Genomic DNA, 25,691 nt, shown 5'->3' with positions numbered 1-25,691 from the left:
CAGGACACGAGACCGGCAGCGCGCCCGGCGACGACCCCGCCGCCCTCCTCCACCTCCTCGGCCCCGACGCCCTCCGCTGGGCGCTCCTCCGGCCCGCCGCGCACGACCGGCCCCGGCTCACCGGTGATCTCCTCGTACAGCGCGAGTCCAACCCCCTCTTCCGGGTCCGGTACGCACACGCCCGCGCCCGTGCCCTCGTACGCAACGCCGCCGACCTGGGAATACAGCCCGAACCCGGCGCGCTGAACCATCCGCGTACCACCCCGGATCCAGGCCCTGCCCCGGATCCAGGCCCCGGCCCACTCAACCACCCGGGCCCCGCCCCGGAGCCGGACCTCGCCCCCGAACCGGGCCCCGGCGCACTCAACCAGCCAGCCCCCGACCCCGCGGAGCCTCACCCCTTCCCCGAGGAAGCCCAGCCCCTCCCCGAGGAGCCCCAGCCCCTCCCCGAGGAGCCCCACCCCCTCCCCGAGAACTCCCGCGCCCTCCCCGCCCACCCCCGTGACGAGGCCCGCCGCCTCCTAGCCGTGCTCGCCGAGCACCCCGCCGTGCTGGCCTCCGCCGCCCGGCACCGTGCCCCCGACCGGCTCGCCCGGCACCTGGAAGACCTCGCCGACGCGTTCTTCCGCTTCCACGACGGCTGCCCGGTGCTGCCACGCGGTGACGAGAAACCCTCGGCCGCCCACCGGGCCCGGACCGCCCTCGCCGAGGCGGCCGGGACGGTGCTCGCGGGCGGCCTGCACCTGCTCGGCGTCCACGCACCCGAACATCTGTAGAAGCATCTGAGGAGCTCCAGAGCACCATGAGCCGTTCCGCACACCCCGCCGGGCCCCGTCACGCCGACGTGCTCCCCGAGGGTCACTACACCGCCCCGCCCACCGACCTGAACGAGCTGGACCCGCGCGTCTGGTCCCGTACGGTCGCCCGCGACGCCGACGGCGCCGCCACCGTGGGCGGCATCCCCGTCACCCGGCTCGCGGAGGAGTTCGGCACCCCCGCCTACTTCCTCGACGAGGACGACTTCCGGGCCCGCTGCCGCGCCTGGCACGACGCCTTCGGCGGCGAGGCCGACGTCTTCTACGCGGGCAAGGCCTTCCTCTCCCGCGCCGTGGTCCGCTGGCTGTACGAGGAGGGCCTCAATCTCGACGTCTGCTCCGGCGGCGAGCTGGCCACCGCCCTCGCGGCCGGCATGCCCGCCGAGCGCATCGCGTTGCACGGCAACAACAAGAGCGAGGCCGAGATCGAGCGCGCCGTGCGCGAGGGCGTCGGCCGGATCGTTCTCGACTCCTTCCAGGAGATCGTCCGCGTCGCCCACATCGCGGAAAAGCTCGGAAAGCGCCAGCGGGTGCAGATCCGGGTCACCGTCGGTGTCGAGGCGCACACCCACGAATTCATCGCGACCGCGCACGAGGACCAGAAGTTCGGAATTGCGCTGGCCGACGGGCAGGCGGCGGAAGCGGTACGCCGCGTACTGAAGCTGGACAGCCTGGAACTCGCCGGAATCCACTCGCACATCGGCTCGCAGATCTTCGACATGGCCGGCTTCGAGGTGTCCGCCCGCCGCGTCGTCGGCCTGCTCGCGGAGATCCGCGACGAGCACGGCACGGAACTCCCCGAGATCGACCTCGGCGGCGGCCTCGGCATCGCCTACACCTCCGAGGACGACCCGCGAGAGCCGCACGAGATCGCGAAGTCGCTCTCCGACATCGTCACCCGCGAGTGCGCGGCCGCCGGGCTGGCCGTCCCCCGGATCTCCGTCGAGCCGGGCCGCGCGATCGTCGGCCCCACCGCCTTCACCCTGTACGAGGTGGGCACCGTCAAGGAACTGTCGGGCCTGCGGACGTACGTCAGCGTGGACGGCGGCATGTCCGACAACATCCGCACCGCGCTCTACGACGCCGAGTACACCGTGGCCCTGGTCTCCCGGACCTCCACCGCCGGGCCGATGCTCTCCCGGGTCGTCGGCAAGCACTGCGAGTCCGGCGACATCGTCGTACGGGACGCCTTCCTGCCCGCCGACCTCGCCACCGGCGACCTGCTCGCCGTCCCCGCCACCGGCGCCTACTGCCGTTCCATGGCGAGCAACTACAACCACGCCCTGCGCCCGCCTGTGGTGGCGGTCAAGGACGGCGAGGCCCGCGTCATCATGCGCCGGGAGACGGAGGAGGACCTGCTGCGGCTCGACGTCGGATGAGACCGTGCGGGCGGCGGAATTGCCCCGCCCGCGCGGGACGGCCGTCTCTCCCTGATCCCCGGAAAGTCTCGGGATCCGGACACCGGGCGGGAATTCCCGTCCGGTGCGTGAGACTGGTGCATAACCAAGATAATCGGCGGGGCCGCCCGGACGGCGGCCCTGAGGAAATGTCGCTGAGAGACGAGGTCGGATGATGCGTACGCGTCCGCTGAAAGTGGCGCTGCTGGGCTGTGGAGTGGTCGGCTCAGAGGTGGCGCGCATCATGACGACGCACGCGGACGACCTCGCGGCGCGCATCGGCGCCCCCGTCGAACTGGCCGGGATCGCGGTGCGCCGCCCCGACCGGGTCCGCGAGGGCGTCCCCGCCGAGCTGGTCACCACCGACGCCACCGCGCTGGTCAAACGCGGCGACATCGACGTCGTGGTCGAGGTCATCGGCGGCATCGAGCCCGCGCGCACCCTGATCACCACGGCCTTCGAGCACGGCGCGAGCGTCGTGTCCGCCAACAAGGCCCTCGTCGCCCAGGACGGCGCCGCGCTGCACGCCGCCGCCGAGGAGCAGGGCGCGGACCTCTACTACGAGGCGGCCGTCGCGGGCGCCATCCCGCTGGTGCGGCCGCTGCGCGAGTCCCTCGTGGGCGACAAGGTCAACCGCGTCCTCGGCATCGTCAACGGCACCACCAACTTCATCCTCGACCGCATGGACTCCAGCGGAGCGGGATATTCCGAGGCGCTCGACGAGGCCACCGCCCTCGGCTACGCGGAGGCCGACCCGACCGCCGACGTCGAGGGCTTCGACGCCGCCGCCAAGGCCGCGATCCTGGCCGGCATCGCCTTCCACACCCGGGTGCGGCTGGACGACGTGCACCGCGAGGGCCTGACCGAGGTTACCGCCGCCGACATCGCCTCCGCCAAACGCATGGGCTGCACCGTGAAGCTGCTCGCCATCTGCGAGCGGGCCGCCGACGGACTGTCGGTCACCGCCCGTGTGCATCCCGCGATGATCCCGCTGAGCCACCCGCTCGCCTCGGTCCGCGAGGCGTACAACGCGGTCTTCGTCGAGGCCGACGCCGCCGGGCAGCTGATGTTCTACGGGCCCGGCGCGGGCGGCTCGCCGACCGCCTCCGCGGTCCTCGGCGATCTGGTCGCGGCCTGCCGCAACAAGCTCAACGGCGGCAGGGGGCCCGGCGAGTCCGCGTACACGCGGCTGCCGGTCGGCCCGATGGGCGAGGTGGTCACGCGCTACCACATCAGCCTGGACGTCGCCGACAAGCCGGGTGTCCTCGCCCAGGTCGCCACGGTCTTCGCGGAACACGGCGTGTCGATCGACACCGTCCGCCAGACGGGCAAGGACGGGCACGGCGCCGCCACGGGCGTCTCCGCCGACGGCGGGGGCGGGGCGTCGCTCGTCGTGGTCACCCACCGCGCGTCGGACGCCGCCCTCTCGGCGACCGTCGAGACGCTGCGGCAGCTGGACACCGTGCGCGGTGTCGCCAGCATCATGCGGGTCGAAGGGGAGTAAGGAAACCATGTCTGCTGCAACCATCCCGGGCGGCCGCCAGGCCGGCGCCGGCCACCAGTGGCGCGGTGTGATCGAGGAGTACCGCGACCGGCTGCCGGTCGGCCCGGACACCGAGGTCGTCACCCTCCGCGAGGGCGGTACGCCGCTGGTGCCCGCGCAGGTGCTGTCCGAGCGCACCGGCTGCGAGGTGCACCTCAAGGTCGAGGGCGCCAACCCCACCGGGTCCTTCAAGGACCGGGGCATGACGATGGCCATCACCCGGGCCAAGGAGGAGGGCGCGCAGGCCGTCATCTGCGCCTCCACCGGGAACACCTCCGCCTCGGCGGCGGCCTACGCGGTACGGGCCGGGATGGTCTGCGCGGTGCTGGTGCCGCAGGGGAAGATCGCGCTGGGCAAGATGGGCCAGGCACTGGTGCACGGCGCGAAGATCCTCCAGGTCGACGGGAACTTCGACGACTGCCTCACCCTCGCCCGCGGCCTGTCGGAGAAGTACCCGGTGGCGCTGGTGAATTCGGTCAACCCGGTCCGTATCGAGGGCCAGAAGACCGCCGCGTTCGAGATCGTGGACATGCTGGGCGACGCCCCCGACGTGCACGTCCTGCCGGTCGGCAACGCGGGCAACATCACCGCCTACTGGCGCGGTTACGGCGAGTACGCCGCGGACGGGACCGCCGCCCGCCGGCCGCGGATGTGGGGCTTCCAGGCCTCCGGCTCCGCGCCGATCGTGCGCGGTGAGCCGGTGAAGGACCCGCACACCATCGCGACCGCGATCCGCATCGGCAACCCGGCCTCGTGGGAGTTCGCGGAGGCGGCCCGGGACGAGTCGGGCGGCTTCATCGACGAAGTGACGGACCGTCAGATCCTGGCGGCCTACCGGCTGCTGGCCTCCCGGGAGGGCGTCTTCGTCGAGCCGGCCTCCGCCGCGAGCGTCGCCGGACTGCTGAAGGCCGCCGAACAGGGCAAGGTCGACCCGGGCCAGCGCATCGTCTGCACGGTGACGGGCAACGGCCTCAAGGACCCGGACTGGGCGGTGGCCGGTGCGCCGCAGCCCGTGACCGTGCCGGTGGACGCCGACGCGGCCGCCGAGCGGCTCGGCCTGGCGTAGGGTTCCGGACGCCGCGGCCCGGGCGGGCACCGCACCGGGCCGGGCGGCGCCCGGCCGCACGGGGACCTGTACGGTTCTTGCGCGGCGTGCACGGACGTACGCGGTGTGTGCGGTTGTACGCGACGTGAGCGGCGTGCTCCGCGTCCGGGGGCACACACCCCGGACGACACGCATCGTGCGCCTCCTGTGCGCCCTATGTCGCGACAGAACCTTCCTTCGATAGGCTGGAAGTCGAACCCCGCCAGTCCACCCCGACAGACCGCAGAATGCCGGACGCATATGCGCGACGGGCGCGGCACGGCACGGCCGTCGTCGCCGGGCGGGGGGTCCCCCAGGGGGGAAGACCCGCAGTTCCACAACAAGGAGAGTCATCGAGCGATGGCCGGCCCCGCCTTCCGCGCCGCCGCCGTACGGGTGCGTGTCCCCGCGACCAGCGCCAATCTCGGCCCCGGCTTCGACGCCCTCGGCCTCGCCCTGGGCCTGTACGACGACGTGGTCGTGCGCGTCGCCGACTCCGGGCTGCACATCGACATCGCGGGCGAGGGCGCCGACACCCTCCCCCGGGACGAGAAGCACCTGCTCGTACGCTCCCTGCGGACGGCCTTCGACGTGCTCGGCGGGCAGCCCCGCGGGCTCGAGGTCGTCTGCGCCAACCGCATCCCGCACGGCCGCGGGCTCGGCTCCTCCTCCGCGGCCATCTGCGCCGGCATCACCGCCGCCCGCGCGGTGACCATAGGCGGCGGCGAGAAGCTGGACGACACGGCACTGCTGGAGCTGGCCACCGAGATCGAGGGCCACCCGGACAACGTCGCCGCCTGCCTGCTCGGCGGTTTCACCCTCGCCTGGACCGAGGCCGGAGCCGCCCGCGCGGTGCGCATGGAGGCCGCCGCTTCCGTCGTCCCCGTCGTCTTCGTACCCTCGAACCCGGTGCTCACCGAGACCGCCCGCGGCCTGCTGCCGCGCAGCGTGCCGCACGTCGACGCGGCGGCCAACGCCGGGCGCGCCGCCCTGCTGGTCGAGGCCATGACCCGGCGCCCCGAACTGCTGCTGGCCGCGACCGAGGACCGGATCCACCAGGAGTACCGGGCCCCGGCCATGCCCGAGAGCACGGCCCTGGTCGGCAGGCTCCGCGCGGACGGCGTCCCCGCGGTCATCTCCGGCGCGGGCCCGACGGTCCTCGCGCTGGCCGAGGACAGCACGGCCGACAAGGTCGCGCAGCTGGCCGGGGACGGCTGGGCAGCCAACCGGCTGGCCCTGGACACCTCCGGCGCCGGGGTGCTGCCGCTCACGGCGGCGCAGAGCGGGCTGCCCGGGGGAGCCCCGGGAGCCCCCCGGGGGGCATAGAACGATTGCCGGTCTTGGAGAGGGGGAATGTTTGTTGGATCCGGTAGTGTTAACCTCAAGTCAGCACTTGGCACCCGAGCGGTGCGGTGCTTTGCGTCCCCCTTCGGGACCACTTCTTCCGGGAGCCTCCTCACCTGCCTGAGCAGCCTGCCTGAGCAGTAGCGAGCACGCTCCGGAATCGGCGTGGCGGGACATGAGTGACAGTCTCCCCGCCGGACCCTTTCAATGATCTTTCCGCCGCCATGGCGGACCACCGCACCGGCCCGGTCCGCACCACGAGGACCGCAGCCGGACAGCACAACCGGTCGCCGAGCCAGACAGGCCGACGCCCGCTCCAGGGAAGGACCCTTCGTGAGCGACACCACCGTTTCGATGGGCGTGACTGCCGACAACAACGTCGGCGCAGCCTCCGCGCCCGCCACGGACGCTTCTGCCGCGCCTGCCACCGGTGCTGCCTCCAGTGCCCCCAAGCGCCGCCGCTCCGGCACCGGCCTCGAGGGCATGGTCCTGGCCGAGCTGCAGCAGGTTGCCTCCTCGCTCGGCATCAAGGGCACCGCGCGGATGCGCAAGAGCCAGCTGATCGACGTCATCAAGGAGAAGCAGGCCGGGGGAGCCGCACCCGACCGCGCCGACGCCGCGCCGGCCGAGACCAAGCCGAAGCGCCGCGCCACCTCCAAGGCCCGTACGGGCGACTCCGCCGCCGCCGAGGCCCCGGCGGAGGCCCCGGCCGAGGACAAGTCCGAGAGCCGGGCGGCCCGCACCGCGGACCAGGGCTCCGACCAGGGCGACGGCCGGCAGATCGAGATCCCCGGCCAGGGCGCCGGCGACGAGCAGCCGGCCGGCGAGCGCCGCCGGCGCCGCGCCACCGCCCAGGCGGGCAGCCCGGAGGCCGCCGACGGCGCGGTCGCGACCAAGACCGAGACCCGCACGGAGTCCCGTACGGACACCGCCCAGGAGTCCGGCGAGGGCAAGCAGCACAAGGGCGGTGACCGCCAGGCCGGCGGCGACCGCCAGAACGACCGCCAGGGCGGCGGCCAGGGCGGCGGCCAGGGCGGAAACAAGAACGACCGCCGTGACCGCGGCAACCGCCGCAACAAGAACGACGACGGCGGCGGCAGCCAGGGCGGCAACCGCCAGCGCGACAACCGCGGGGGCGGCGGCCAGCAGCGGGACGACGACGACGGCGACTTCGAGGGCGGCCGCCGCGGCCGCCGGGGCCGGTACCGCGACCGCCGCGGACGCCGCGGCCGCGAGGAGTTCGGCGGCGAGCCGCAGGTCTCCGAGGACGACGTGCTGATCCCCGTCGCGGGCATCCTCGACATCCTCGACAACTACGCGTTCATCCGCACCTCCGGTTACCTCCCGGGCCCGAACGACGTCTACGTCTCCCTGGCGCAGGTCCGCAAGAACGGCCTCCGCAAGGGCGACCACGTCACCGGCGCCGTGCGCCAGCCGCGCGAGGGCGAGCGCCGAGAGAAGTTCAACGCGCTGGTCCGCCTGGACTCGGTCAACGGCATGGCGCCCGAGACCGGCCGCGGCCGGCCCGACTTCGGCAAGCTCACCCCGCTGTACCCGCAGGAGCGGCTGCGCCTGGAGCACGAGCCGGCCCAGATGACGACCCGGATCATCGACCTGGTCGCGCCGATCGGCAAGGGCCAGCGCGGTCTGATCGTGGCCCCGCCGAAGACCGGCAAGACCATGATCATGCAGGCGGTCGCGAACGCGATCACCCGCAACAACCCCGAGTGCCACCTGATGGTCGTCCTGGTGGACGAGCGTCCGGAAGAGGTCACCGACATGCAGCGGTCGGTGAAGGGCGAGGTCATCTCCTCGACCTTCGACCGCCCCGCCGAGGACCACACCACCGTCGCCGAGCTGGCCATCGAGCGCGCCAAGCGCCTCGTCGAGCTGGGTCACGACGTGGTCGTCCTGCTGGACTCGATCACCCGTCTGGGCCGCGCGTACAACCTCGCCGCCCCGGCCTCGGGCCGGATCCTCTCCGGCGGTGTCGACTCGACCGCGCTGTACCCGCCGAAGCGCTTCTTCGGTGCCGCGCGGAACATCGAGGACGGCGGCTCGCTGACCATCCTGGCCACCGCGCTGGTCGACACCGGCTCCCGGATGGACGAGGTGATCTTCGAGGAGTTCAAGGGCACCGGCAACCTGGAGCTCAAGCTCGACCGCAAGCTCTCCGACAAGCGGATCTTCCCGGCGGTGGACGTGGACGCGTCCGGCACCCGCAAGGAGGAGATCCTGCTCGGCAGCGACGAGCTGGCGATCACCTGGAAGCTCCGCCGGGTGCTGCACGCCCTGGACTCGCAGCAGGCCATCGAGCTGCTCCTGGACAAGCTCAAGGAGACCCAGAGCAACGCGGAGTTCCTGCTCCAGATCCAGAAGACGACCCCGTCCCCGGGCAACGGCAACGACTGACCCGGCTCCACGGCGCCACCAGGGCCTCTCCGCTCCGTGCGGGGAGGCCCTGCGGCGTTCCCGGGCGGCCCGCCCGCCGCTTCCCGCGCCGCTGCTCCCCGCAGCAGCTCCCAGCCGGACGCTCCCCGCTCCCCGCTGCCGCTCCCGCGGGCGGGGGCCCGGGGCGCCCCGGCGGGCTCCGTGTGCTCCATACGGACGCGCCCGGGAACCCCGGGAGCGCTGCCGGCCGTCACCGGGGGTAGGACTACAGGACGGGACGGACCTGAGGAGCACATGGCGGACGAGGGCGTGGACGAGACGGGCACCGGCGCCGGCGGGCACCGCCGCGCGCTGCGGGGCCTCGCCTGGCTGCTGGCCGGGGTGCTGCTCCTCGGCGGTGCCGCGTTCGGCTGGGTCTGGTTCCGGCTCGACGGCAATCTGCGGAGCATCGACATCGACGCGGCCCTGGGCACCGACCGCCCCGAGGACATCGACAACGGCTCGATGGACATCCTCGTCCTGGGCTCCGACTCCCGGGAGGGCGCCAACCGGCGGTACGGCAGCTCCGGCCAGAGCGGCGCCCGCTCCGACACCGCCATGGTGGTGCACGTCCACGAGGGCCACGAGAAGGCCACCGTCGTCAGCATCCCGCGCGACACCCTTGTCGAGCGCCCGGCCTGCGAGCGCGACGACGGCAAGGGCACCGCCCCGCCGGCCGCCCGCGCCATGTTCAACGAGTCGTACAAGATCGGCGGACCGGCCTGCGCGGTGGCCACCGTCGAGGCGATGTCGGGCATCCGCATGGACCACTACCTGGAAGTCGACTTCACCGGCTTCAAGAAGCTCGTCGACGAGCTGGGCGGGGTGGAGATCACCACCCGGGTGCCGCTCCGGGACCGGGAGAGCCGCCTCGACCTGCCCGCCGGCACACACACCCTCGACGGCGAGCAGTCCCTCGGCCTGGTCCGCACCCGGCACGCCGTCGGCAACGGCAGCGACCTCGGCCGGATACAGCTCCAGCAGGCCTTCGTGCGCGCCCTCACGGACCAGGTCGGCGAGGTCGGCCTGTTCAGCGACCCGGGCAAGCTCTACGACCTCGCGGACACGGCGACCAGGGCGGTCACCACCGACTCCGCGCTGGCGGGCGTCAACGAGCTGCTCGGCTTCGCCAGGAACCTGCGGAACATCGAGTCCCGCGACATGACCATGATCACCCTGCCCGTGGAGTACGACAGCGCCGACCCCAACCGGGTGCTGCCGCTGGAGCACAAGACCCGGATGGTCTGGGACGCGCTCCGGCAGGACCTCCCGGTCCCGCGGTCCGCGACCGACAGCCCCGCCGCCGACGAGGCCCGCGAGGACACCTCGGGCGTGGTCGGCCACGGGACGCGCCGGGAATAGTCCGGCCCCGCCCCCGGTTTTGGGAGATGCGGCCAGTCCTGGCAGACTGGTACGTCGGCCCCGGTTCACGCCCAGGCAAGCCCGCCCGAGCGACCCGGCGCCCTCCCGAACCTAGGAGCATCCCTTGAAGCGCGACATTCACCCCGAGTACGTCGAGACCCAGGTCAGCTGCACCTGCGGAGCCTCGTTCACCACGCGGAGCACCGTGACGGAAGGCGCGATCCGCGCCGACATCTGCTCCGAGTGCCACCCGTTCTACACGGGCAAGCAGAAGATCCTCGACACCGGTGGCCGCGTGGCCCGCTTCGAGGCCCGCTTCGGCAAGAACGCCGCCTCCGGCAAGAAGAAGTAGCGACCCGCACGGCGCCGGTCCTCGGCCGCCCCTCCAGGCGAGGGACGGCCGGACCGGCGCTTTGTCGTCCCACAGCCGCGCCCCGCGGCCCCCGCCGGGGCAGGCCCCACGGCACCGCAGATCCGCACGCGCGCCCCGCGTGCCCTCTTTCAAGGAACGAGTCCCGATGTTCGAGGCGGTCGAGGAACTGGTCGGCGAGCACGCCGGCCTCGAGAAGCGGCTGGCCGACCCCGCTGTCCACGGCGACCAGCGCGAGGCGATGCGCCTCAACAAGCGCTACGCCGAGCTGACCCCGATCATCACCGCGTACGGCGCCTGGAAGCGGACCGGCGACGACATCGAGACCGCCCGCGAGTTCGCCGCCGACGACCCGGACTTCGCCGAGGAGCTCAAGGAGCTGGAGAAGCAGCGCGAGGAGCTGACCGAGCGGCTCCGGCTGCTGCTCGTGCCGCGCGACCCCAGCGACGACAAGGACGTCATCCTCGAGGTCAAGGCCGGCGAGGGCGGCGAGGAGTCCGCGCTGTTCGCGGGCGACCTGCTGCGGATGTATCTGCGCTACGCGGAGCGCATCGGCTGGAAGACCGAGATCCTCGAGGCCAACGAGTCCGACCTCGGCGGCTACAAGGACGTCCAGGTCGCCGTGAAGACCAAGGGCGGCGGGGCCGGCGAACCCGGCCAGGGCGTCTGGGCGCGGCTGAAGTACGAGGGCGGGGTGCACCGCGTGCAGCGGGTGCCCGCGACCGAGTCCCAGGGCCGTATCCACACCTCCGCGGCCGGGGTGCTCGTCACCCCGGAGGCCGAGGAGGTCGAGGTCGAGATCGGGCCCAACGATCTGCGGATCGACGTGTACCGCTCGTCCGGCCCCGGCGGCCAGTCCGTCAACACCACCGACTCGGCGGTGCGCATCACCCACCTGCCGACCGGTATCGTCGTCTCCTGCCAGAACGAGAAGAGCCAGCTCCAGAACAAGGAGCAGGCGCTGCGCATCCTGCGCTCCCGGCTGCTGGCCGCGGCTCAGGAGGAGGCCGAGCGGGAGGCTTCGGACGCCCGTCGCAGCCAGGTCCGTACGGTCGACCGCTCCGAGCGGATCCGCACGTACAACTTCCCGGAGAACCGCATCTCCGACCACCGTGTGGGCTTCAAGGCGTACAACTTGGACCAGGTGCTCGACGGAGAGCTGGATCCCGTGATCCAGGCCTGCGTCGACGCCGACTCGGCCGCCAAGCTGGCCGCCGCCCAGTAAGCCCCCGCGACAACCGGCTGGAGGATCAGCGTGCCGACCTCTTCCGGGGGACGCCCCCCGCAACAGACCCCGACGACGCCGCCCGGGGTCCGTGCGCCCCGTCCCCGGTCCCTGCTGCTCGCCGAGGTGGCCCAGGCCACCCAGCGGCTGGCCGATGCCGGCGTGCCCTCGCCGCGCTTCGACGCCGAGGAACTGGCCGCCTTCGTGCACGGCGTCAAGCGGAGTGAGCTGCACGCGGTGGCCGACCGGGACTTCGACGCGCGCTACTGGGAGGCGGTCGCCCGCCGCGAGGCCCGCGAGCCGCTCCAGCACATCACCGGCCGCGCCTTCTTCCGCTATCTGGAACTCCAGGTCGGGCCCGGCGTCTTCGTGCCCCGCCCGGAGACCGAGTCGGTCGTCGGCTGGGCCATAGACGCCGTCCGCGCCATGGACGTGGTCGAGCCGCTGATCGTCGACCTGTGCACCGGCTCCGGGGCCATCGCCCTGGCGCTCGCCCAGGAGGTGCCGCGCTCCCGCGTGCACGCCGTGGAGCTGGACGAGGGCGCGCTGGGCTGGGCCCGGAAGAACACCGAGGGCTCCCGCGTCTCGCTGCACCGCGGCGACGCCTTCTCGGCGCTCCCGGAACTCGACGGCCAGGTCGACCTGGTGATCTCCAACCCGCCGTACATCCCGCTCACCGAATGGGAGTACGTCGCCCCCGAGGCCCGCGACCACGACCCGGAACTCTCGCTCTTCTCCGGCGAGGACGGCCTCGACACCATCCGCGGCATCGAGCGCACCGCGCACCGCCTGCTCCGCCCCGGCGGTGTCGTCGTCGTCGAGCACGCCGACACCCAGGGCGGCCAGGTCCCCTGGATCTTCACCGAGGAGCGGGGCTGGGCCGACGCCGCCGACCACCCCGATCTCAACAACCGGCCGCGGTTCGCCACGGCCCGCCGGGCCACGCCATGAACGGGCCCCGACGTCAGATGAACGAGTACGAGGAGGCCCGTTGATGGCACGGCGCTACGACTGCACCGACGCGACCGACCGCAGGACCGGGCTGCGCGAGGCCGCTTCCGCCGTACGCCGCGGCGAGCTGGTCGTCCTCCCCACCGACACCGTCTACGGCATCGGCGCGGACGCCTTCAGCCCCGAGGCCGTCGGCGACCTCCTGGAGGCCAAGGGCCGCGGCCGCGGCATGCCCTCCCCGGTCCTCGTCGGCTCCCCGAACACCCTGCACGGCCTCGTCACCGACTTCTCCGAGCAGGCCTGGGAACTCGTCGACGCCTTCTGGCCCGGCGCGCTGACCCTCGTCGCACGGCACCAGCCGTCGCTCCAGTGGGACCTGGGCGAGACCCGCGGCACCGTTGCCGTGCGGATGCCGCTGCACCCGGTCGCCATCGAACTGCTCACCGAGTTCGGCCCGATGGCCGTGTCCAGCGCCAACCTCACCGGCCACCCGTCGCCGCAGGACTGCGACGCCGCCCAGAAGATGCTCGGCGACTCCGTCTCCGTCTACCTCGACGGCGGGCCCACGCCCGCCGCCGTGCCGTCCTCCATCGTCGACGTCACCGGGAAGAAGCCGGTGCTGCTGCGCGAGGGGGCGCTCACGGCGGACCAGCTCCGCGAGGTGGTACCCGACCTCGAGGTGGCGAATTGACCGCCCCACAGGGGCGTGGCATAGCGGACGGGGGTCCGGGCCGCACCGAGGGCTTCCCGAGGCCGCGGTACGGCGGGCAGTCCGTGCCCGGATTCGGCGGTGAGCCCGGGACGTTCCGCATCCTCCACGTCAGCACCGGCAACGTCTGCCGCTCGCCCATCACCGAGCGGCTGACCCGGCACGCCCTCAGCGACCGGCTCGGCGACACCCGGGGCCTGCTCGTGGAGAGCGCCGGCACCTGGGGGCACGAGGGCGCCCCGATGGAGGCGCACGCCGCGACCGTGCTCGCCGACTTCGGCGCGGACCCGGCGGGCTTCACCGGCCGCGAGCTGCTGGACGAGCACGTCATCCGCGCCGACCTGGTGCTCACCGCGACCCGGGACCACCGGGCGCAGGTGATCTCCATGGGCCACTCCGCCGGGCTGCGCACCTTCACCCTGAAGGAGTTCACCCGGCTGGTACGGGCCATAGACCCGGCGACGCTGCCCGACCCCGAGCCCGACGGCGCCGTCGTCGAACGCGCCCGCGCGCTGGTGCGCGCCGCGGCGGCGCTGCGCGGCTGGCTGCTGGCGCCGAGCCCGGAGGCCGACGAGGTGCACGATCCGTACGGGGCGCCCATCACGTACTTCCGCAGCGTCGGCGAGGAGATCCAGCAGGCGCTCGACCCGGTCGTGACCGCGCTGACCGGCGTCCCCGCGGCCCGCGCGTAAGCCGCCGCCCCCGCGCGGGCCGATCGCACGGCCGGGCAGGCCACGGCCGGTTTCCGCCGGTCACCGCGCGCCGCGGCGCACGCCGTCCTACATTGGGGGAAACACGCCTGCGCGCGCCCGCGCGGACCCCAGCGGCCCCGGAGCCAGCGATGCCCGTCACGACCTCACACCGGACGGAGTCCGCCGCGGCAGCGGCCGCCGCGGACACGGCACGCCCCGACGACGTCCCCGAGCGGCCGCCCGCGGATCCCGGCGCGCCGCCCGCGGACTTCGGCGCGCTGCGCCGCCAGGACCCGGAGATCGCCGACCTGGTGCTCGCCGAGACCGCCCGGCAGGCGGCCGGGATCCAGCTGGTCGCCGCGGAGAACTTCACCTCCCCGGCCGTTCTCGCCGTACTCGGCTCACCGCTCGCCAACAAGTACGCCGAGGGCTATCCCGGCGCCCGCCACCACGGCGGCTGCGAACTCGTCGACATGACCGAGCGGCTCGCCGCCGAGCGCGCCGCGGCCCTCTTCGGCGCCGAGCACGCCAACGTCCAGCCGCACTCCGGCTCCGCCGCCGTCCTCGCCGCCTACGCCGCCCTGCTGCGCCCCGGCGACACCGTGCTGGCCATGGCGCTGCCGCAGGGCGGGCACCTCACCCACGGGTCGCGGGCCAACTTCTCCGGCCGCTGGTTCGACTTCATCGGCTACGGCACCGACCCCGCCACCGGGCTCATCGACTACGCCCAGGTCCGCGACCTGGCCCGCGCCCACCGCCCGAAGGCCATCGTCTGCGGCTCCATCTCCCACCCCCGGCACCCCGACTACGCCGCCTTCCGGGAGATCGCCGACGAGACCGGCGCCTGTCTGATCGCCGACGCCGCGCATCCGATGGGCCTGATCGCCGGGGGAGCGGCGCCCAGCCCGGTGCCGTACGCCGACGTGGTGTGCGCGACCACCCACAAGGTGCTGCGCGGCCCGCGCGGCGGCCTGCTGCTGTGCGGCGCGGGCCTGGCCGAGCGCATCGACCGCGCCGTCTTCCCGTTCAGCCAGGGCGGCGCCCAGATGCACACCGTCGCGGCCAAGGCCGTGGCCTTCGGGGAGGCCGCGACCGACGCCTTCCGCTCCTACGCCCACCAGGTGGTCGCCAACGCCCGGGTGCTCGCCGGGGGCCTGGCCCGGCAGGGCCTGGAGGTGACGACGGGCGGCACCGACACCCATCTCGTCACCGCCGACGTCGCCGGGCTGCGGCTGGACGGCCGGACCGCGCGCGGCCGCTGTGCCGCCGCCGGGCTGGTCCTGGACACCTGCGCGCTGCCGCACCGCCCGCCGCCGCCCGCGCCCACGACGGGGATCCGGCTGGGCACGGCCGCGGTCACCACGCAGGGCATGCGGGAGCCGGAGATGGAGCGGATCGCGGAGCTGCTGGGGGCCGCGCTGCGCGGGCGTCCGGGCGGCCGGGAGGCGGCCGCGGAGCTGGCGGGGGCGTTCCCGCCGTACCCCGGAGTGGGTCCTTCGGGGCAGTGAGGCGTCAGGGTGTGCTCCCGGGGCAGGCGGGTCGTGTGCAACCATCGCGGGATGACGTGTGTCCCCCGTCGTGTGAAGGGGGCGTGCGGAAACGTGAAGAACCGGCCCGCTCCCCGGGTCCGCGACCGGTCCATGTGCACGGTGCCGGCGCGGGGCCGCATAGGCTGAGGGGCCGAGACGGCCGGCGAGACCTCTGGGGCAGTTCGTGCGTGAATATCTGCTGGTGCTGTGCGTCACCGCCGCGGTCACCTATCTGCTGACCGGCCCGGTGCGGAAGTTCGCGATCGCGGCCGGCGCGATGCCGGAGATCCGCGCGCGGGACGTGCACCGTGAGCCGACGCCGCGGCTGGGCGGCATCGCGATGTTCGGCGGTCTGTGCGCCGGTCTGCTGGTCGCCTCGCAGCTGCTCAACGTCGGCAAGGTCTTCGAGCTGTCCAACGAGCCGCGGGCGCTGCTGGCCGGGGCGGCGCTGATCTGGCTGCTGGGCGTGCTCGACGACAAGTGGGGCGTGGACGCGCTGGTCAAGCTCGGCGGCCAGATGATCGCCGCCGGTGTCATGGTCTGGCAGGGCCTCACGATCCTGTGGATCCCGGTGCCGGGTGTGGGATCGGTCTCGCTGACGGGCGTGCAGGGCACCCTGCTCACCGTCGCCCTCGTCGTGATCACCATCAACGCGGTGAACTTCGTCGACGGCCTGGACGGGCTGGCCTCGGGCATGGTGTGCATCGCCGCCGCCGCGTTCTTCATGTACGCGTACCGCATGTGGTACGGCTACGGCGTCGAGGCCGCGGCCCCCGCGACGCTCTTCGCGGTCATCCTCATGGGCATGTGCCTGGGCTTCCTGCCGCACAACATGCACCCCGCGCGGATCTTCATGGGCGACTCCGGCTCGATGCTGATCGGCCTGGTGCTCGCCGCCGGTGCGATCTCCATCACCGGCCAGGTCGACCCGGACCTGCTCCAGGCCACCACCGGGTCCGAGGCGGAGGCCGTCAAGGTGACGGCGCCGGTCTACATCCCCGTGGTACTGCTGCCGCTGACGATCATCGCGGTGCCGGTCGCGGACCTCGTGCTGGCGGTGGTCCGGCGGACCTGGCAGGGCCAGTCGCCGTTCGCCGCGGACCGCGGGCATCTGCACCACCGGCTGCTGGAGATCGGCCACTCGCACAGCCGGGCCGTCCTCATCATGTACTTCTGGTCGGCGCTGATCGCCTTCTCGGCGGTGGCCTACTCGGTCAACTCGGCGAGCATGTGGATCGTGCTCGCGCTGGCCATGTTCAGCGCGGTGGGGCTGTTCCTGCTGCTGCTGCCGCGCTTCACGCCGCGGGTGCCGCACTGGGCGGAAGCCCTCGTGCCGCCCCGTTACCGCCGGGAGAGGCGCGGCCCGGGCCAGGAGCCGCCGGCGGACGCGGACGGCGGCGAGCGGGCCGCGGACGGCCGCGGCGGCGACGCGGAGCGCCCCGGCCCGGCCCACAGGGCGAACGGCGCCACCGCGATCGGTGCGCGTGGCACGCACCTTCCGGAACGCCGTAAGGTGGGCAGCCGCTCATAGCAGAAGCGGACGGGCGCGTCAGGGCGACGACCTGGCCTTTAGCTCTTTCGTGTGACGGGTAGCACACAAACTAGGTAAAGCTCTCATCAAATAGTTTGTGATACCGTTCACGAGGACCCGGAGGAAGCCGAGGACCGTAGTGGACGGTCCTCCGGCGGGAGGCAGGCCTCGGCCGGGCCCTACGCTCGTCCCCGGACGTTTTTCTTGACCCCCACTTTGAGCTGGAGCCCTCTCCATGCAGTCGAACGACGCCCGCATGCTCCTCCATACGGCCGTCCCCACCGCGGCAGCCGGCGTGATCGCCGTCGCCGTGAGCGGGGTGCTGGCCGGTGGCAAGGCAGCCGTCGGCGCGGTCGTCGGCACGGTGGTCGTGATCCTCTTCATGGGGATCGGGCTGTTCGTGCTCCAGGGAACGGCGCGCAAGTACCCGCAGCTGTTCCAGGCCATGGGGCTGATGCTCTACACCACCCAGTTGCTGCTGCTCTTCGTCTTCATGGCAGCCTTCAAGAACACCACCCTGTTCGACGCGAAGGCGTTCGGCTTCACCCTGGTCGCGGCGACGCTCGTGTGGATCGCCGCACAGGCCCGGGCGCACACCAAGGCGAAGATCCTGTACGTCGAGCCCGAGTCCGGCGACCAGCAGAAGGCCGCGGCGCGGGAGTCCTCCGCGTGAGAGACAGGGGGGCGTCAAGGATGCGTAAGCAAGCCTGCTATCGTCCGGTTCCAACTGCGGCACAGCAGGCGCAGACGGCCGAGTTCCCGGGTTCCGCGGGACGGATCCGGCGGTCGACGCAGCTGATGCCTGACCGGCCGTCCGGCCCCGCGCCGTCCGGCCGTCCCCCGACCTGCAAGACCAGTCCAGTGCCGAACCGCGGCTCCGTGCCGCGCCGACACAACGAGGTTGCCGTACCTATGCGCCACGCTGAAGGAGCTCGCGGTGAGTGCTGACCCGACAACGGTGCTCGCGTTCGAGACCGACTGCCACATCTTCTCCGGGTGCGGCTTCCCGGCCCCCAGCCTGTGGTCCTTCATCTTCGAACCGATCGCCGGTGACGCGGACTCCAGTTTCTACTTCAACAAGCCGATGCTGCTGGCGCTGCTCAGCACCATTCTGGTCGTCGGCTTCTTCTGGCTGGCGTTCGGGAAGGCCAAGGTCGTCCCGGGGAAGCTCCAGATGATCGGCGAGGCGGGCTACGACTTCGTCCGCAACGGCATCGTGTACCAGACGATGGGCAAGAAGGACGGCGAGAAGTACGTCCCCTTCATGGTCGCGCTGTTCTTCTTCGTATGGATCCTGAACCTGTGGTCCATCGTGCCGCTGGCCCAGTTCCCGGTGACCTCGGTCATCGCCTACCCGGCCGGACTGGCGCTGCTCGTCTACGTCATGTGGGTCTCGCTGACCTTCAAGAAGCACGGCTTCGTCGGCTTCTTCAAGAACGTCACGGGCTACGACAAGTCGCTGGGCCCGGTGCTGCCGCTGGCCATGTTCATCGAGTTCTTCTCGAACCTGCTGGTCCGCCCCTTCACGCACGCGGTCCGGCTCTTCGCGAACATGTTCGCGGGCCACACCCTGCTGGTGCTGTTCACCATCGCCAGCTGGTACCTGCTGAACGGGATCGGCATCGCCTACGCGGGCGTCTCGTTCGTCATGGTCATCGTGATGACCGTCTTCGAGCTCTTCATCCAGGCGGTCCAGGCCTACGTCTTCGTGATGCTGGCCTGCACCTACATCCAGGGCGCCCTCGCCGAGCACCACTGAGCGCCCCGCCCCGAACCCCCATAGACGTCCGGTGGCCAACCCCCATCGGTCCGTGAAAGAGAAGGAAGAACTGGCATGTCCCAGACCCTTGCTGCTGTCACCGGCTCCCTCAGCTCGGTGGGCTACGGCCTCGCCGCGATCGGCCCCGGCATCGGTGTCGGCATCGTCTTCGGTAACGGCACCCAGGCCCTTGCCCGTCAGCCCGAGGCTGCCGGTCTGATCCGCGCCAACCAGATTCTCGGTTTCGCGTTCTGTGAGGCGCTGGCCCTGATCGGCCTCGTCATGCCGTTCGTCTACCCGTAACCGGCGCGAGCGACTTCTTTCGACGAAAGGCACTGATGTGAACACTCTGGTTCACCTGGCGGCCGAGGAGCCTCAGAATCCTCTGCTCCCGCCGATCCCAGAGCTGGTCGTCGGCCTGATCGCGTTCGCCATCGTCTTCGGCTTCCTCGCCAAGAAGCTCCTCCCGAACATCAACAAGGTTCTGGACGAGCGCCGCGACAAGATCGAAGGCGGCATCGAGAAGGCCGAGGCGGCCCAGACCGAGGCCCAGGACGTGCTCGAGCAGTACAAGGCTCAGCTCGCCGAGGCCCGGCACGAGGCCGCCCGCCTGCGCCAGGAGGCGCAGGAGCAGGGCGCCACGCTCATCGCGGAGATGCGCGCGGAAGGCCAGCGGCAGCGTGAGGAGATCATCGCCGCCGGCCACGCCCAGATCGAGGCCGACCGCAAGCAGGCCGCCCAGGCACTGCGCCAGGACGTGGGCACACTGGCCACCACCCTGGCGGGCAAGCTGGTCGGTGAGTCCCTCGAGGACCACGCCCGGCAGAGCCGCGTCATCGACCGCTTCCTCGACGAGCTCGAGGACAAGGCCGAGGCCGCCGGATCCGCCGGGGCCGCCCGATGAACGGAGCGAGCCGCGACGCACTGGCGTCCGCGCGCGAGCGCCTCGACGCGCTGACGGACACCGCGTCCGTCGACGTGGCGAAGCTCGCCGAGGACCTGTCCGCCGTCACGGGGCTGCTCGACCGCGAGGTCGGCCTGCGTCGGGTCGTGACCGACCCGGCGCAGTCCGGTGAGGCCAAGGCCGAGCTGGCCGGGCGCCTGCTGGCCGGCCAGGTCGGCGGGGAGGCCGCCGACCTGGTCACCGGCATGGTCCGGTCCCGCTGGTCGCGCTCCCGCGACCTGGTGGACGGCATCGAGGAGCTGGCGGCCACCGCCGAGCTGTCGGCCGCCCAGCGGGCCGGCTCGCTGGACGACGTGGAGGACGAGCTGTTCCGGTTCGGCCGGATCGTCACCTCGTCGCCCGAGCTGCGGGCCGCCCTCACCGAGCGGAACGCCGGCACGGGCGCCAAGGCGGAGCTGCTGCGGCGGCTGCTGGGCGGCCGCGCCAACCCGGTCACCGAGCGGCTCGTGGTGCGTCTTGTGACCCAGCCGCGCGGCCGTAGCCTGGAAGGCGGGCTGGAGTCCCTCTCCAAGCTCGCCGCGGAGCGCCGGAACCGGATGGTCGCGGTCGTCACCACGGCGGTGCCGCTGACCGACCGGCAGAAGGAACGCCTCGCAGCCGGGCTGGCCAAGCTGTACGGCCGGGAGATGCACCTGAATCTCGACGTGGACCCGGCGGTCCTCGGCGGGATCTCGGTCCGCATCGGCGACGAGGTCATCGACGGGACCGTCTCGGACCGCCTCGACGAGGTGTCCCGGCGGATGGCCGGCTAGCACCGGCCCCACCAACTCAACAAGCACGACGAGCGGCCCGAGTTGGGCCGTGACAAGTCCTCTGGGGGCCACCCCCAGACCCCCATGAGACTTCGGGTCCAACAAGGAGAGCAGGGAACCCAGATGGCGGAGCTCACGATCCGGCCGGAGGAGATCCGGGACGCGCTGGCGAACTTTGTCCAGTCGTACACGCCGGACGCGGCCTCGCGCGAGGAGGTCGGCACCGTATCGCAGGCCATGGACGGCGTCGCCAAGATCGAGGGGCTGCCCTCGGCCATGGCGAACGAGCTGCTGAAGTTCGAGGACGGCACCCTCGGTCTCGCCCTCAACCTCGAGGAGCGCGAGATCGGCGCGATCGTCCTCGGCGAGTTCAGCGGCATCGAGGAGGGCCAGCCGGTGCAGCGCACCGGAGAGGTCCTCTCCGTCGGCGTCGGTGAGGGATACCTGGGGCGGGTCGTCGACCCGCTCGGTAACCCGATCGACGGTCTCGGCGAGATCGAGACCGAGGGCCGCCGCGCCCTTGAGCTGCAGGCCCCCGGCGTCATGGCGCGCAAGTCGGTCCACGAGCCGATGGAGACGGGCTACAAGGCCGTCGACACCATGACCCCGATCGGCCGCGGCCAGCGTCAGCTGATCATCGGCGACCGGCAGACCGGCAAGACCGCCCTGGCGGTCGACACGATCATCAACCAGCGCGACAACTGGCGCTCGGGCGACCCGGAGAAGCAGGTCCGCTGCATCTACGTCGCCGTGGGCCAGAAGGGCTCCACCATCGCGTCCGTGCGCGGCGCGCTGGAGGAGGCCGGTGCCCTGGAGTACACGACGATCGTCGCGGCCCCGGCGTCCGACCCGGCCGGCTTCAAGTACATCGCGCCGTACACCGGCTCGGCCATCGGCCAGCACTGGATGTACGACGGCAAGCACGTGCTGATCGTCTTCGACGACCTCTCGAAGCAGGCCGACGCCTACCGTTCCGTCTCCCTGCTGCTGCGCCGCCCGCCGGGCCGCGAGGCCTACCCGGGTGACGTCTTCTACCTGCACTCCCGGCTGCTGGAGCGCTGCGCCAAGCTCTCCGACGACATGGGCAAGGGCTCGATGACGGGTCTGCCGATCGTCGAGACGAAGGCGAACGACGTGTCGGCGTTCATCCCGACCAACGTCATCTCCATCACCGACGGCCAGTGCTTCCTGGAGTCGGACCTGTTCAACGCCGGTCAGCGCCCCGCGCTGAACGTCGGTATCTCGGTCTCCCGAGTCGGCGGCTCCGCGCAGCACAAGGCGGTCAAGCAGATCACCGGTTCGCTCCGTGTGGACCTCGCCCAGTTCCGTGAGCTGGAGGCGTTCGCCGCCTTCGGTTCCGACCTGGACGCGGCCTCCAAGGCGGCGCTGGAGCGCGGTCAGCGCATGGTCGAGCTGCTCAAGCAGCCGCAGTACGCCCCGTACCCCACCGAGGACACGGTCGTCTCCATCTGGGCCGCCACCAACGGCAAGATGGACGACGTCCCGGTCGCGGACATCCGGCGCTTCGAGCGCGAGCTGCTGGACTACCTGCACCGCGAGCACAAGGGCCTGATGACCTCGATCCGCGAGGGCGGCAAGATGTCGGACGACACGCTCACCGCGATCTCCGACACCATCGCGAGCTTCAAGCAGCAGTTCGAGACCTCGGACGGCAAGCTGCTGGGTGAGGGCTGAGCATGGGCGCCCAGACACGGGTATACAAGCGCCGCATCAAGTCCATCACCTCGACCAAGAAGATCACCAAGGCGATGGAGATGATCGCGGCCTCGCGGATCATCAAGGCGCAGCGCCAGGTCGCGGCCTCCACGCCGTACGCCACGGAGCTGACCCGCGCGGTGACCGCGGTGGCGACCGGTTCCAACAACCGGCACCCGCTGACCACCGAGGCGGAGAACCCGACCCGCGCCGCGGTCCTGCTCATCACGAGCGACCGTGGTCTGGCCGGCGGCTACTCCTCCAACGCCATCAAGGCGGCCGAGGCGCTCACCGCGCGGCTGACCGCCGAGGGCAAGGAGGTCGACTCCTACGTCGTCGGACGCAAGGGTGTCGCCTACTACGGGTTCCGTGACCGCAAGGTCACGGACTCGTGGACCGGCTTCACCGACAGCCCGCAGTACGCGGACGCCAAGATGGTCGCCGCGCCGCTGATCGAGGCGGTGTCGCAGGACACCGCCGAGGGCGGGGTCGACGAGCTGCACATCGTCTTCACCGAGTTCGTCTCGATGATGACGCAGAACGCGCTCGACGACCGGCTGCTGCCGCTGTCGCTGGACCGGGCGGGCGAGGGCACGGAGGACGAGGGCAAGGGGCACGAGATCATGCCCCTGTTCGACTTCGAGCCGTCGGCCGAGGACGTCCTCGACGCCCTGCTCCCGCGGTACGTCGAGAGCCGGATCTACAACGCGCTGCTCCAGTCGGCTGCCTCCGAGCACGCCGCCCGGCGCCGCGCGATGAAGTCGGCGACCGACAACGCCGAGGACCTCATCAAGTCGCTCACGCGGCTTGCCAACCAGGCCCGCCAGGCCGACATCACCCAGGAAATCAGCGAGATCGTCGGTGGCGCCAACGCCCTGGCCGACGCGAACGCGGGGAGTGACTGACAACTATGACCACCACTGTTGAGCCGACCGCTGCGGCCGGCGTGGCCGCGGGCCGCGTCGCGCGGGTCATCGGCCCGGTCGTCGACGTGGAGTTCCCCGTCGACGCCATGCCGGAGATCTACAACGCCCTGACCGTCGAGGTCTCCGACCCGGCCGAGCAGGGCAAGAAGAAGACGCTGACCCTCGAGGTCGCCCAGCACCTCGGTGAGGGCCTGGTCAAGGCCATCTCCATGCAGCCCACCGACGGCCTGGTCCGCCAGGCCCCGGTGACCGACACCGGCAAGGGCATCACCGTGCCCGTCGGTGACGTCACCAAGGGCCGGGTGTTCAACACCCTGGGCGAGATCCTGAACGACCCGGAGGCCGAGTCCGAGGTCACCGACCGGTGGGAGATCCACCGCAAGGCCCCGGCGTTCGACCAGCTCGAGTCGAAGACCGAGATGTTCGAGACCGGCCTGAAGGTCGTCGACCTGCTGACCCCGTACGTCAAGGGCGGCAAGATCGGCCTGTTCGGCGGCGCGGGCGTCGGCAAGACCGTCCTCATCCAGGAAATGATCATGCGTGTGGCGAAGCTGCACGAGGGCGTTTCCGTGTTCGCCGGCGTCGGCGAGCGCACCCGTGAGGGCAACGACCTGATCGAGGAGATGGCCGACTCCGGCGTGCTCCCGCAGACCGCGCTGGTCTTCGGCCAGATGGACGAGCCCCCGGGCACCCGTCTCCGGGTCGCGCTGGCCGGTCTGACCATGGCGGAGTACTTCCGTGATGTGCAGAAGCAGGACGTGCTGTTCTTCATCGACAACATCTTCCGCTTCACGCAGGCCGGTTCCGAGGTCTCCACGCTGCTCGGCCGCATGCCGTCCGCGGTGGGCTACCAGCCGAACCTCGCGGACGAGATGGGCCTCCTCCAGGAGCGCATCACCTCGACGCGTGGTCACTCGATCACCTCGATGCAGGCGATCTACGTGCCCGCGGACGACCTGACCGACCCGGCCCCGGCGACGACCTTCGCGCACCTCGACGCGACGACGGTCCTCTCCCGGCCGATCTCGGAGAAGGGCATCTACCCGGCGGTGGACCCGCTGGACTCGACGTCCCGGATCCTGGACCCGCGCTACATCTCGCAGGAGCACTACGACACGGCGACCCGTGTCAAGGGGATCCTGCAGAAGTACAAGGACCTCCAGGACATCATCTCCATCCTCGGTATCGACGAGCTGAGCGAGGAGGACAAGCTCACCGTCAGCCGCGCCCGCCGTATCGAGCGCTTCCTGTCGCAGAACACCCACGCGGCGAAGCAGTTCACCGGTCTCGACGGATCGGACGTCTCGCTCGACGAGTCGATCGCCGCGTTCAACGCGATCGCCGACGGTGAGTACGACCACTTCCCCGAGCAGGCGTTCTTCATGTGCGGTGGCATCGAGGACCTGAAGGCCAAGGCCAAGGACCTGGGCGTCTCCTGACGCCCCGGCCCCCGGCACTGTCCGGGTGGCCGGGGGCGGGCCCGTCCCGCCCCCGGCCGCCCGACCGTTATCCTTTATCCCCCAGAATCTTTTCGCCCCAGAGTTTTCTGGACACCTGCCACGGCAGGTGGAGACCCGAGGAGCCACGTTGGCTGCTGAGCTGCACGTCGAGCTGGTCGCCGCGGACCGCAATGTCTGGTCCGGCGAGGCCACCCTGGTCGTCGCACGCACCACATCGGGTGACATCGGCGTCATGCCCGGCCACCAGCCGCTGCTCGGTGTGCTGGAGTCCGGCCCGGTCACCATCCGTACGACCGACGGCGGCACGGTGGTCGCCGCGGTGCACGGCGGTTTCATCTCGTTCGCCGACAACAAGCTGTCGCTGCTCGCCGAGATCGTCGAGCTGGCCGACGAGATCGATGTCGCGCGCGCCGAGCGGGCCCTGGAGCGCGCCAAGTCCGACACCGACGCCGCCGCGGAGCGGCGTGCCGAGGTCCGGCTGGTCGCCGCGACGGGCAAGCACTGAGGCGGTCGCGACGCTTCGCATGAGAACAGCCGCGGACTGCCCCGGGGCAGTCCGCGGCTGTCGCGGTACAAGACGTCATACTGGTCCGGAACGTGAGGCGAGGAGGTCGGTGAAGATGGTCCTCGCTCTGGTGGTGACCGGCGCGGTCATCGTGGTGGTGCTGTTGGGGCTCTTCGTCTTCGGTCTGCGGCGGAGGCTCATCCAGCGGTCCGGCGGCACCTTCGACTGCAGCCTGCGCTGGAACGTCCCCGCGGAGGAGGCCGAGCCCGGAGGCAAGGGCTGGGTGTACGGGGTCGCGCGCTACAGCGGTGACCGGATCGAGTGGTTCCGTGTCTTCTCGTACGCGCCGCGCCCGCGCCGGACGCTGGAGCGCTCGGCCATCGAGGTCCTGGACCGCCGCACGCCGCAGGGCGAGGAGGAACTGGCCCTGCTGTCGGATTCGGTCGTGCTGGCCTGCTCGCACCGCGACGTCCGGCTGGAACTGGCGATGAGCGAGGACGCCCTGACGGGCTTCCTGGCCTGGCTGGAAGCAGCCCCTCCGGGCCAACGAGTCAATGTGGCCTAGATAAGAGGTGTCTCGTTGGTTGGGGGTGCCCCCGGACGGAGTCTGGGGGAGGGTCAATGTGG

The 25,691-nt window shown here is 71.8% G+C and carries 24 protein-coding genes; all 24 read left to right on the top strand.

Features of this window, described 5'->3' with window-relative positions; all coding sequences use genetic code 11:
• Window positions 1-776, top strand: a 776-nt coding sequence (locus GCU69_RS33985; RefSeq protein WP_268969335.1) for a DALR anticodon-binding domain-containing protein, incomplete at its 5' end; no start/stop codon positions are given.
• 26 nt (window positions 777-802) lie between these two features.
• Window positions 803-2,194 carry a diaminopimelate decarboxylase gene (gene lysA, locus GCU69_RS22880; protein ID WP_156207052.1) on the top strand — a complete coding sequence of 464 codons (1,392 nt, stop codon included), beginning with the start codon at window positions 803-805 and terminating at the stop codon, window positions 2,192-2,194.
• Window positions 2,195-2,384: 190 nt separating this feature from the next.
• A complete protein-coding gene (locus GCU69_RS22875) occupies window positions 2,385-3,716 on the top strand; it encodes a homoserine dehydrogenase (protein WP_098753902.1) in 1,332 nt (443 codons plus the stop codon).
• A gap of 7 nt (window positions 3,717-3,723) precedes the next feature.
• Window positions 3,724-4,821: a threonine synthase gene (thrC, locus tag GCU69_RS22870; RefSeq protein WP_098753903.1), complete on the top strand. Its 1,098-nt coding sequence runs from the start codon at window positions 3,724-3,726 to the stop codon at window positions 4,819-4,821.
• A 378-nt stretch (window positions 4,822-5,199) separates the two neighbouring features.
• On the top strand, window positions 5,200-6,165 hold the full coding sequence (gene thrB, locus GCU69_RS22865) for a homoserine kinase (RefSeq protein WP_098753904.1): 966 nt from the start codon (window positions 5,200-5,202) through the stop codon (window positions 6,163-6,165).
• A 351-nt stretch (window positions 6,166-6,516) separates the two neighbouring features.
• A complete protein-coding gene (rho, locus tag GCU69_RS22860) occupies window positions 6,517-8,595 on the top strand; it encodes a transcription termination factor Rho (protein WP_156207051.1) in 2,079 nt (692 codons plus the stop codon).
• Window positions 8,596-8,868: 273 nt separating this feature from the next.
• Window positions 8,869-9,975, top strand: a complete 1,107-nt coding sequence (locus GCU69_RS22855) for an LCP family protein (RefSeq protein ID WP_156207050.1) — start codon at window positions 8,869-8,871, stop codon at window positions 9,973-9,975.
• Between the two features lie 124 nt (window positions 9,976-10,099).
• Entirely contained in the window at window positions 10,100-10,327 is a 228-nt protein-coding gene (rpmE, locus tag GCU69_RS22850; RefSeq protein ID WP_098753907.1) for a 50S ribosomal protein L31, read from the top strand.
• A gap of 166 nt (window positions 10,328-10,493) precedes the next feature.
• Window positions 10,494-11,570: a peptide chain release factor 1 gene (gene prfA / locus GCU69_RS22845; protein ID WP_098753908.1), complete on the top strand. Its 1,077-nt coding sequence runs from the start codon at window positions 10,494-10,496 to the stop codon at window positions 11,568-11,570.
• 111 nt (window positions 11,571-11,681) lie between these two features.
• A complete protein-coding gene (gene prmC, locus GCU69_RS22840; RefSeq protein WP_098753925.1) occupies window positions 11,682-12,521 on the top strand; it encodes a peptide chain release factor N(5)-glutamine methyltransferase in 840 nt (279 codons plus the stop codon).
• A 43-nt stretch (window positions 12,522-12,564) separates the two neighbouring features.
• Complete coding sequence (locus tag GCU69_RS22835) at window positions 12,565-13,212, top strand: L-threonylcarbamoyladenylate synthase (protein ID WP_098753909.1); 648 nt, start codon at window positions 12,565-12,567, stop codon at window positions 13,210-13,212.
• Window positions 13,209-13,922 (top strand): arsenate reductase/protein-tyrosine-phosphatase family protein, encoded by a 714-nt coding sequence (locus GCU69_RS22830; RefSeq protein ID WP_408055837.1) that lies wholly within the window; start codon window positions 13,209-13,211, stop codon window positions 13,920-13,922. The genes GCU69_RS22835 and GCU69_RS22830 overlap by 4 nt, the downstream gene beginning before the upstream one ends.
• Before the next feature lie 149 nt (window positions 13,923-14,071).
• Entirely contained in the window at window positions 14,072-15,430 is a 1,359-nt protein-coding gene (locus GCU69_RS22825) for a serine hydroxymethyltransferase (protein WP_156207049.1), read from the top strand.
• A 205-nt stretch (window positions 15,431-15,635) separates the two neighbouring features.
• Window positions 15,636-16,982: an undecaprenyl/decaprenyl-phosphate alpha-N-acetylglucosaminyl 1-phosphate transferase gene (locus GCU69_RS22820; protein WP_156207048.1), complete on the top strand. Its 1,347-nt coding sequence runs from the start codon at window positions 15,636-15,638 to the stop codon at window positions 16,980-16,982.
• 235 nt (window positions 16,983-17,217) lie between these two features.
• Window positions 17,218-17,655: a hypothetical protein gene (locus GCU69_RS22815; RefSeq protein WP_098753913.1), complete on the top strand. Its 438-nt coding sequence runs from the start codon at window positions 17,218-17,220 to the stop codon at window positions 17,653-17,655.
• Window positions 17,656-17,919: 264 nt separating this feature from the next.
• Entirely contained in the window at window positions 17,920-18,741 is an 822-nt protein-coding gene (gene atpB / locus GCU69_RS22810) for a F0F1 ATP synthase subunit A (protein ID WP_098753914.1), read from the top strand.
• A 75-nt stretch (window positions 18,742-18,816) separates the two neighbouring features.
• On the top strand, window positions 18,817-19,044 hold the full coding sequence (gene atpE / locus GCU69_RS22805; RefSeq protein WP_098753915.1) for an ATP synthase F0 subunit C: 228 nt from the start codon (window positions 18,817-18,819) through the stop codon (window positions 19,042-19,044).
• Window positions 19,045-19,081: 37 nt separating this feature from the next.
• Window positions 19,082-19,645 (top strand): F0F1 ATP synthase subunit B, encoded by a 564-nt coding sequence (locus GCU69_RS22800; protein WP_098753916.1) that lies wholly within the window; start codon window positions 19,082-19,084, stop codon window positions 19,643-19,645.
• Window positions 19,642-20,457 (top strand): F0F1 ATP synthase subunit delta, encoded by an 816-nt coding sequence (locus GCU69_RS22795; RefSeq protein ID WP_098753917.1) that lies wholly within the window; start codon window positions 19,642-19,644, stop codon window positions 20,455-20,457. Before GCU69_RS22800 ends, GCU69_RS22795 begins: the two co-directional genes overlap by 4 nt.
• Before the next feature lie 123 nt (window positions 20,458-20,580).
• Complete coding sequence (gene atpA, locus GCU69_RS22790) at window positions 20,581-22,152, top strand: F0F1 ATP synthase subunit alpha (RefSeq protein WP_098753918.1); 1,572 nt, start codon at window positions 20,581-20,583, stop codon at window positions 22,150-22,152.
• 2 nt (window positions 22,153-22,154) lie between these two features.
• Complete coding sequence (locus tag GCU69_RS22785; RefSeq protein WP_098753919.1) at window positions 22,155-23,078, top strand: F0F1 ATP synthase subunit gamma; 924 nt, start codon at window positions 22,155-22,157, stop codon at window positions 23,076-23,078.
• Between the two features lie 5 nt (window positions 23,079-23,083).
• Window positions 23,084-24,538 (top strand): F0F1 ATP synthase subunit beta, encoded by a 1,455-nt coding sequence (gene atpD / locus GCU69_RS22780; RefSeq protein ID WP_098753920.1) that lies wholly within the window; start codon window positions 23,084-23,086, stop codon window positions 24,536-24,538.
• Window positions 24,539-24,686: 148 nt separating this feature from the next.
• Entirely contained in the window at window positions 24,687-25,064 is a 378-nt protein-coding gene (locus GCU69_RS22775) for a F0F1 ATP synthase subunit epsilon (protein ID WP_098753921.1), read from the top strand.
• A gap of 115 nt (window positions 25,065-25,179) precedes the next feature.
• Window positions 25,180-25,629 carry a DUF2550 domain-containing protein gene (locus GCU69_RS22770; protein WP_098753926.1) on the top strand — a complete coding sequence of 150 codons (450 nt, stop codon included), beginning with the start codon at window positions 25,180-25,182 and terminating at the stop codon, window positions 25,627-25,629.
• The last annotated feature ends 62 nt before the right edge of the window (window positions 25,630-25,691 follow it).

Source organism: Streptomyces lycii (assembly GCF_009735685.1).
GTDB lineage: Bacteria > Actinomycetota > Actinomycetes > Streptomycetales > Streptomycetaceae > Streptomyces > Streptomyces lycii.
The sequence above is the reverse complement of the archived record's forward strand: the minus strand, read 5'-3'. Positions and strand labels throughout refer to the sequence as shown.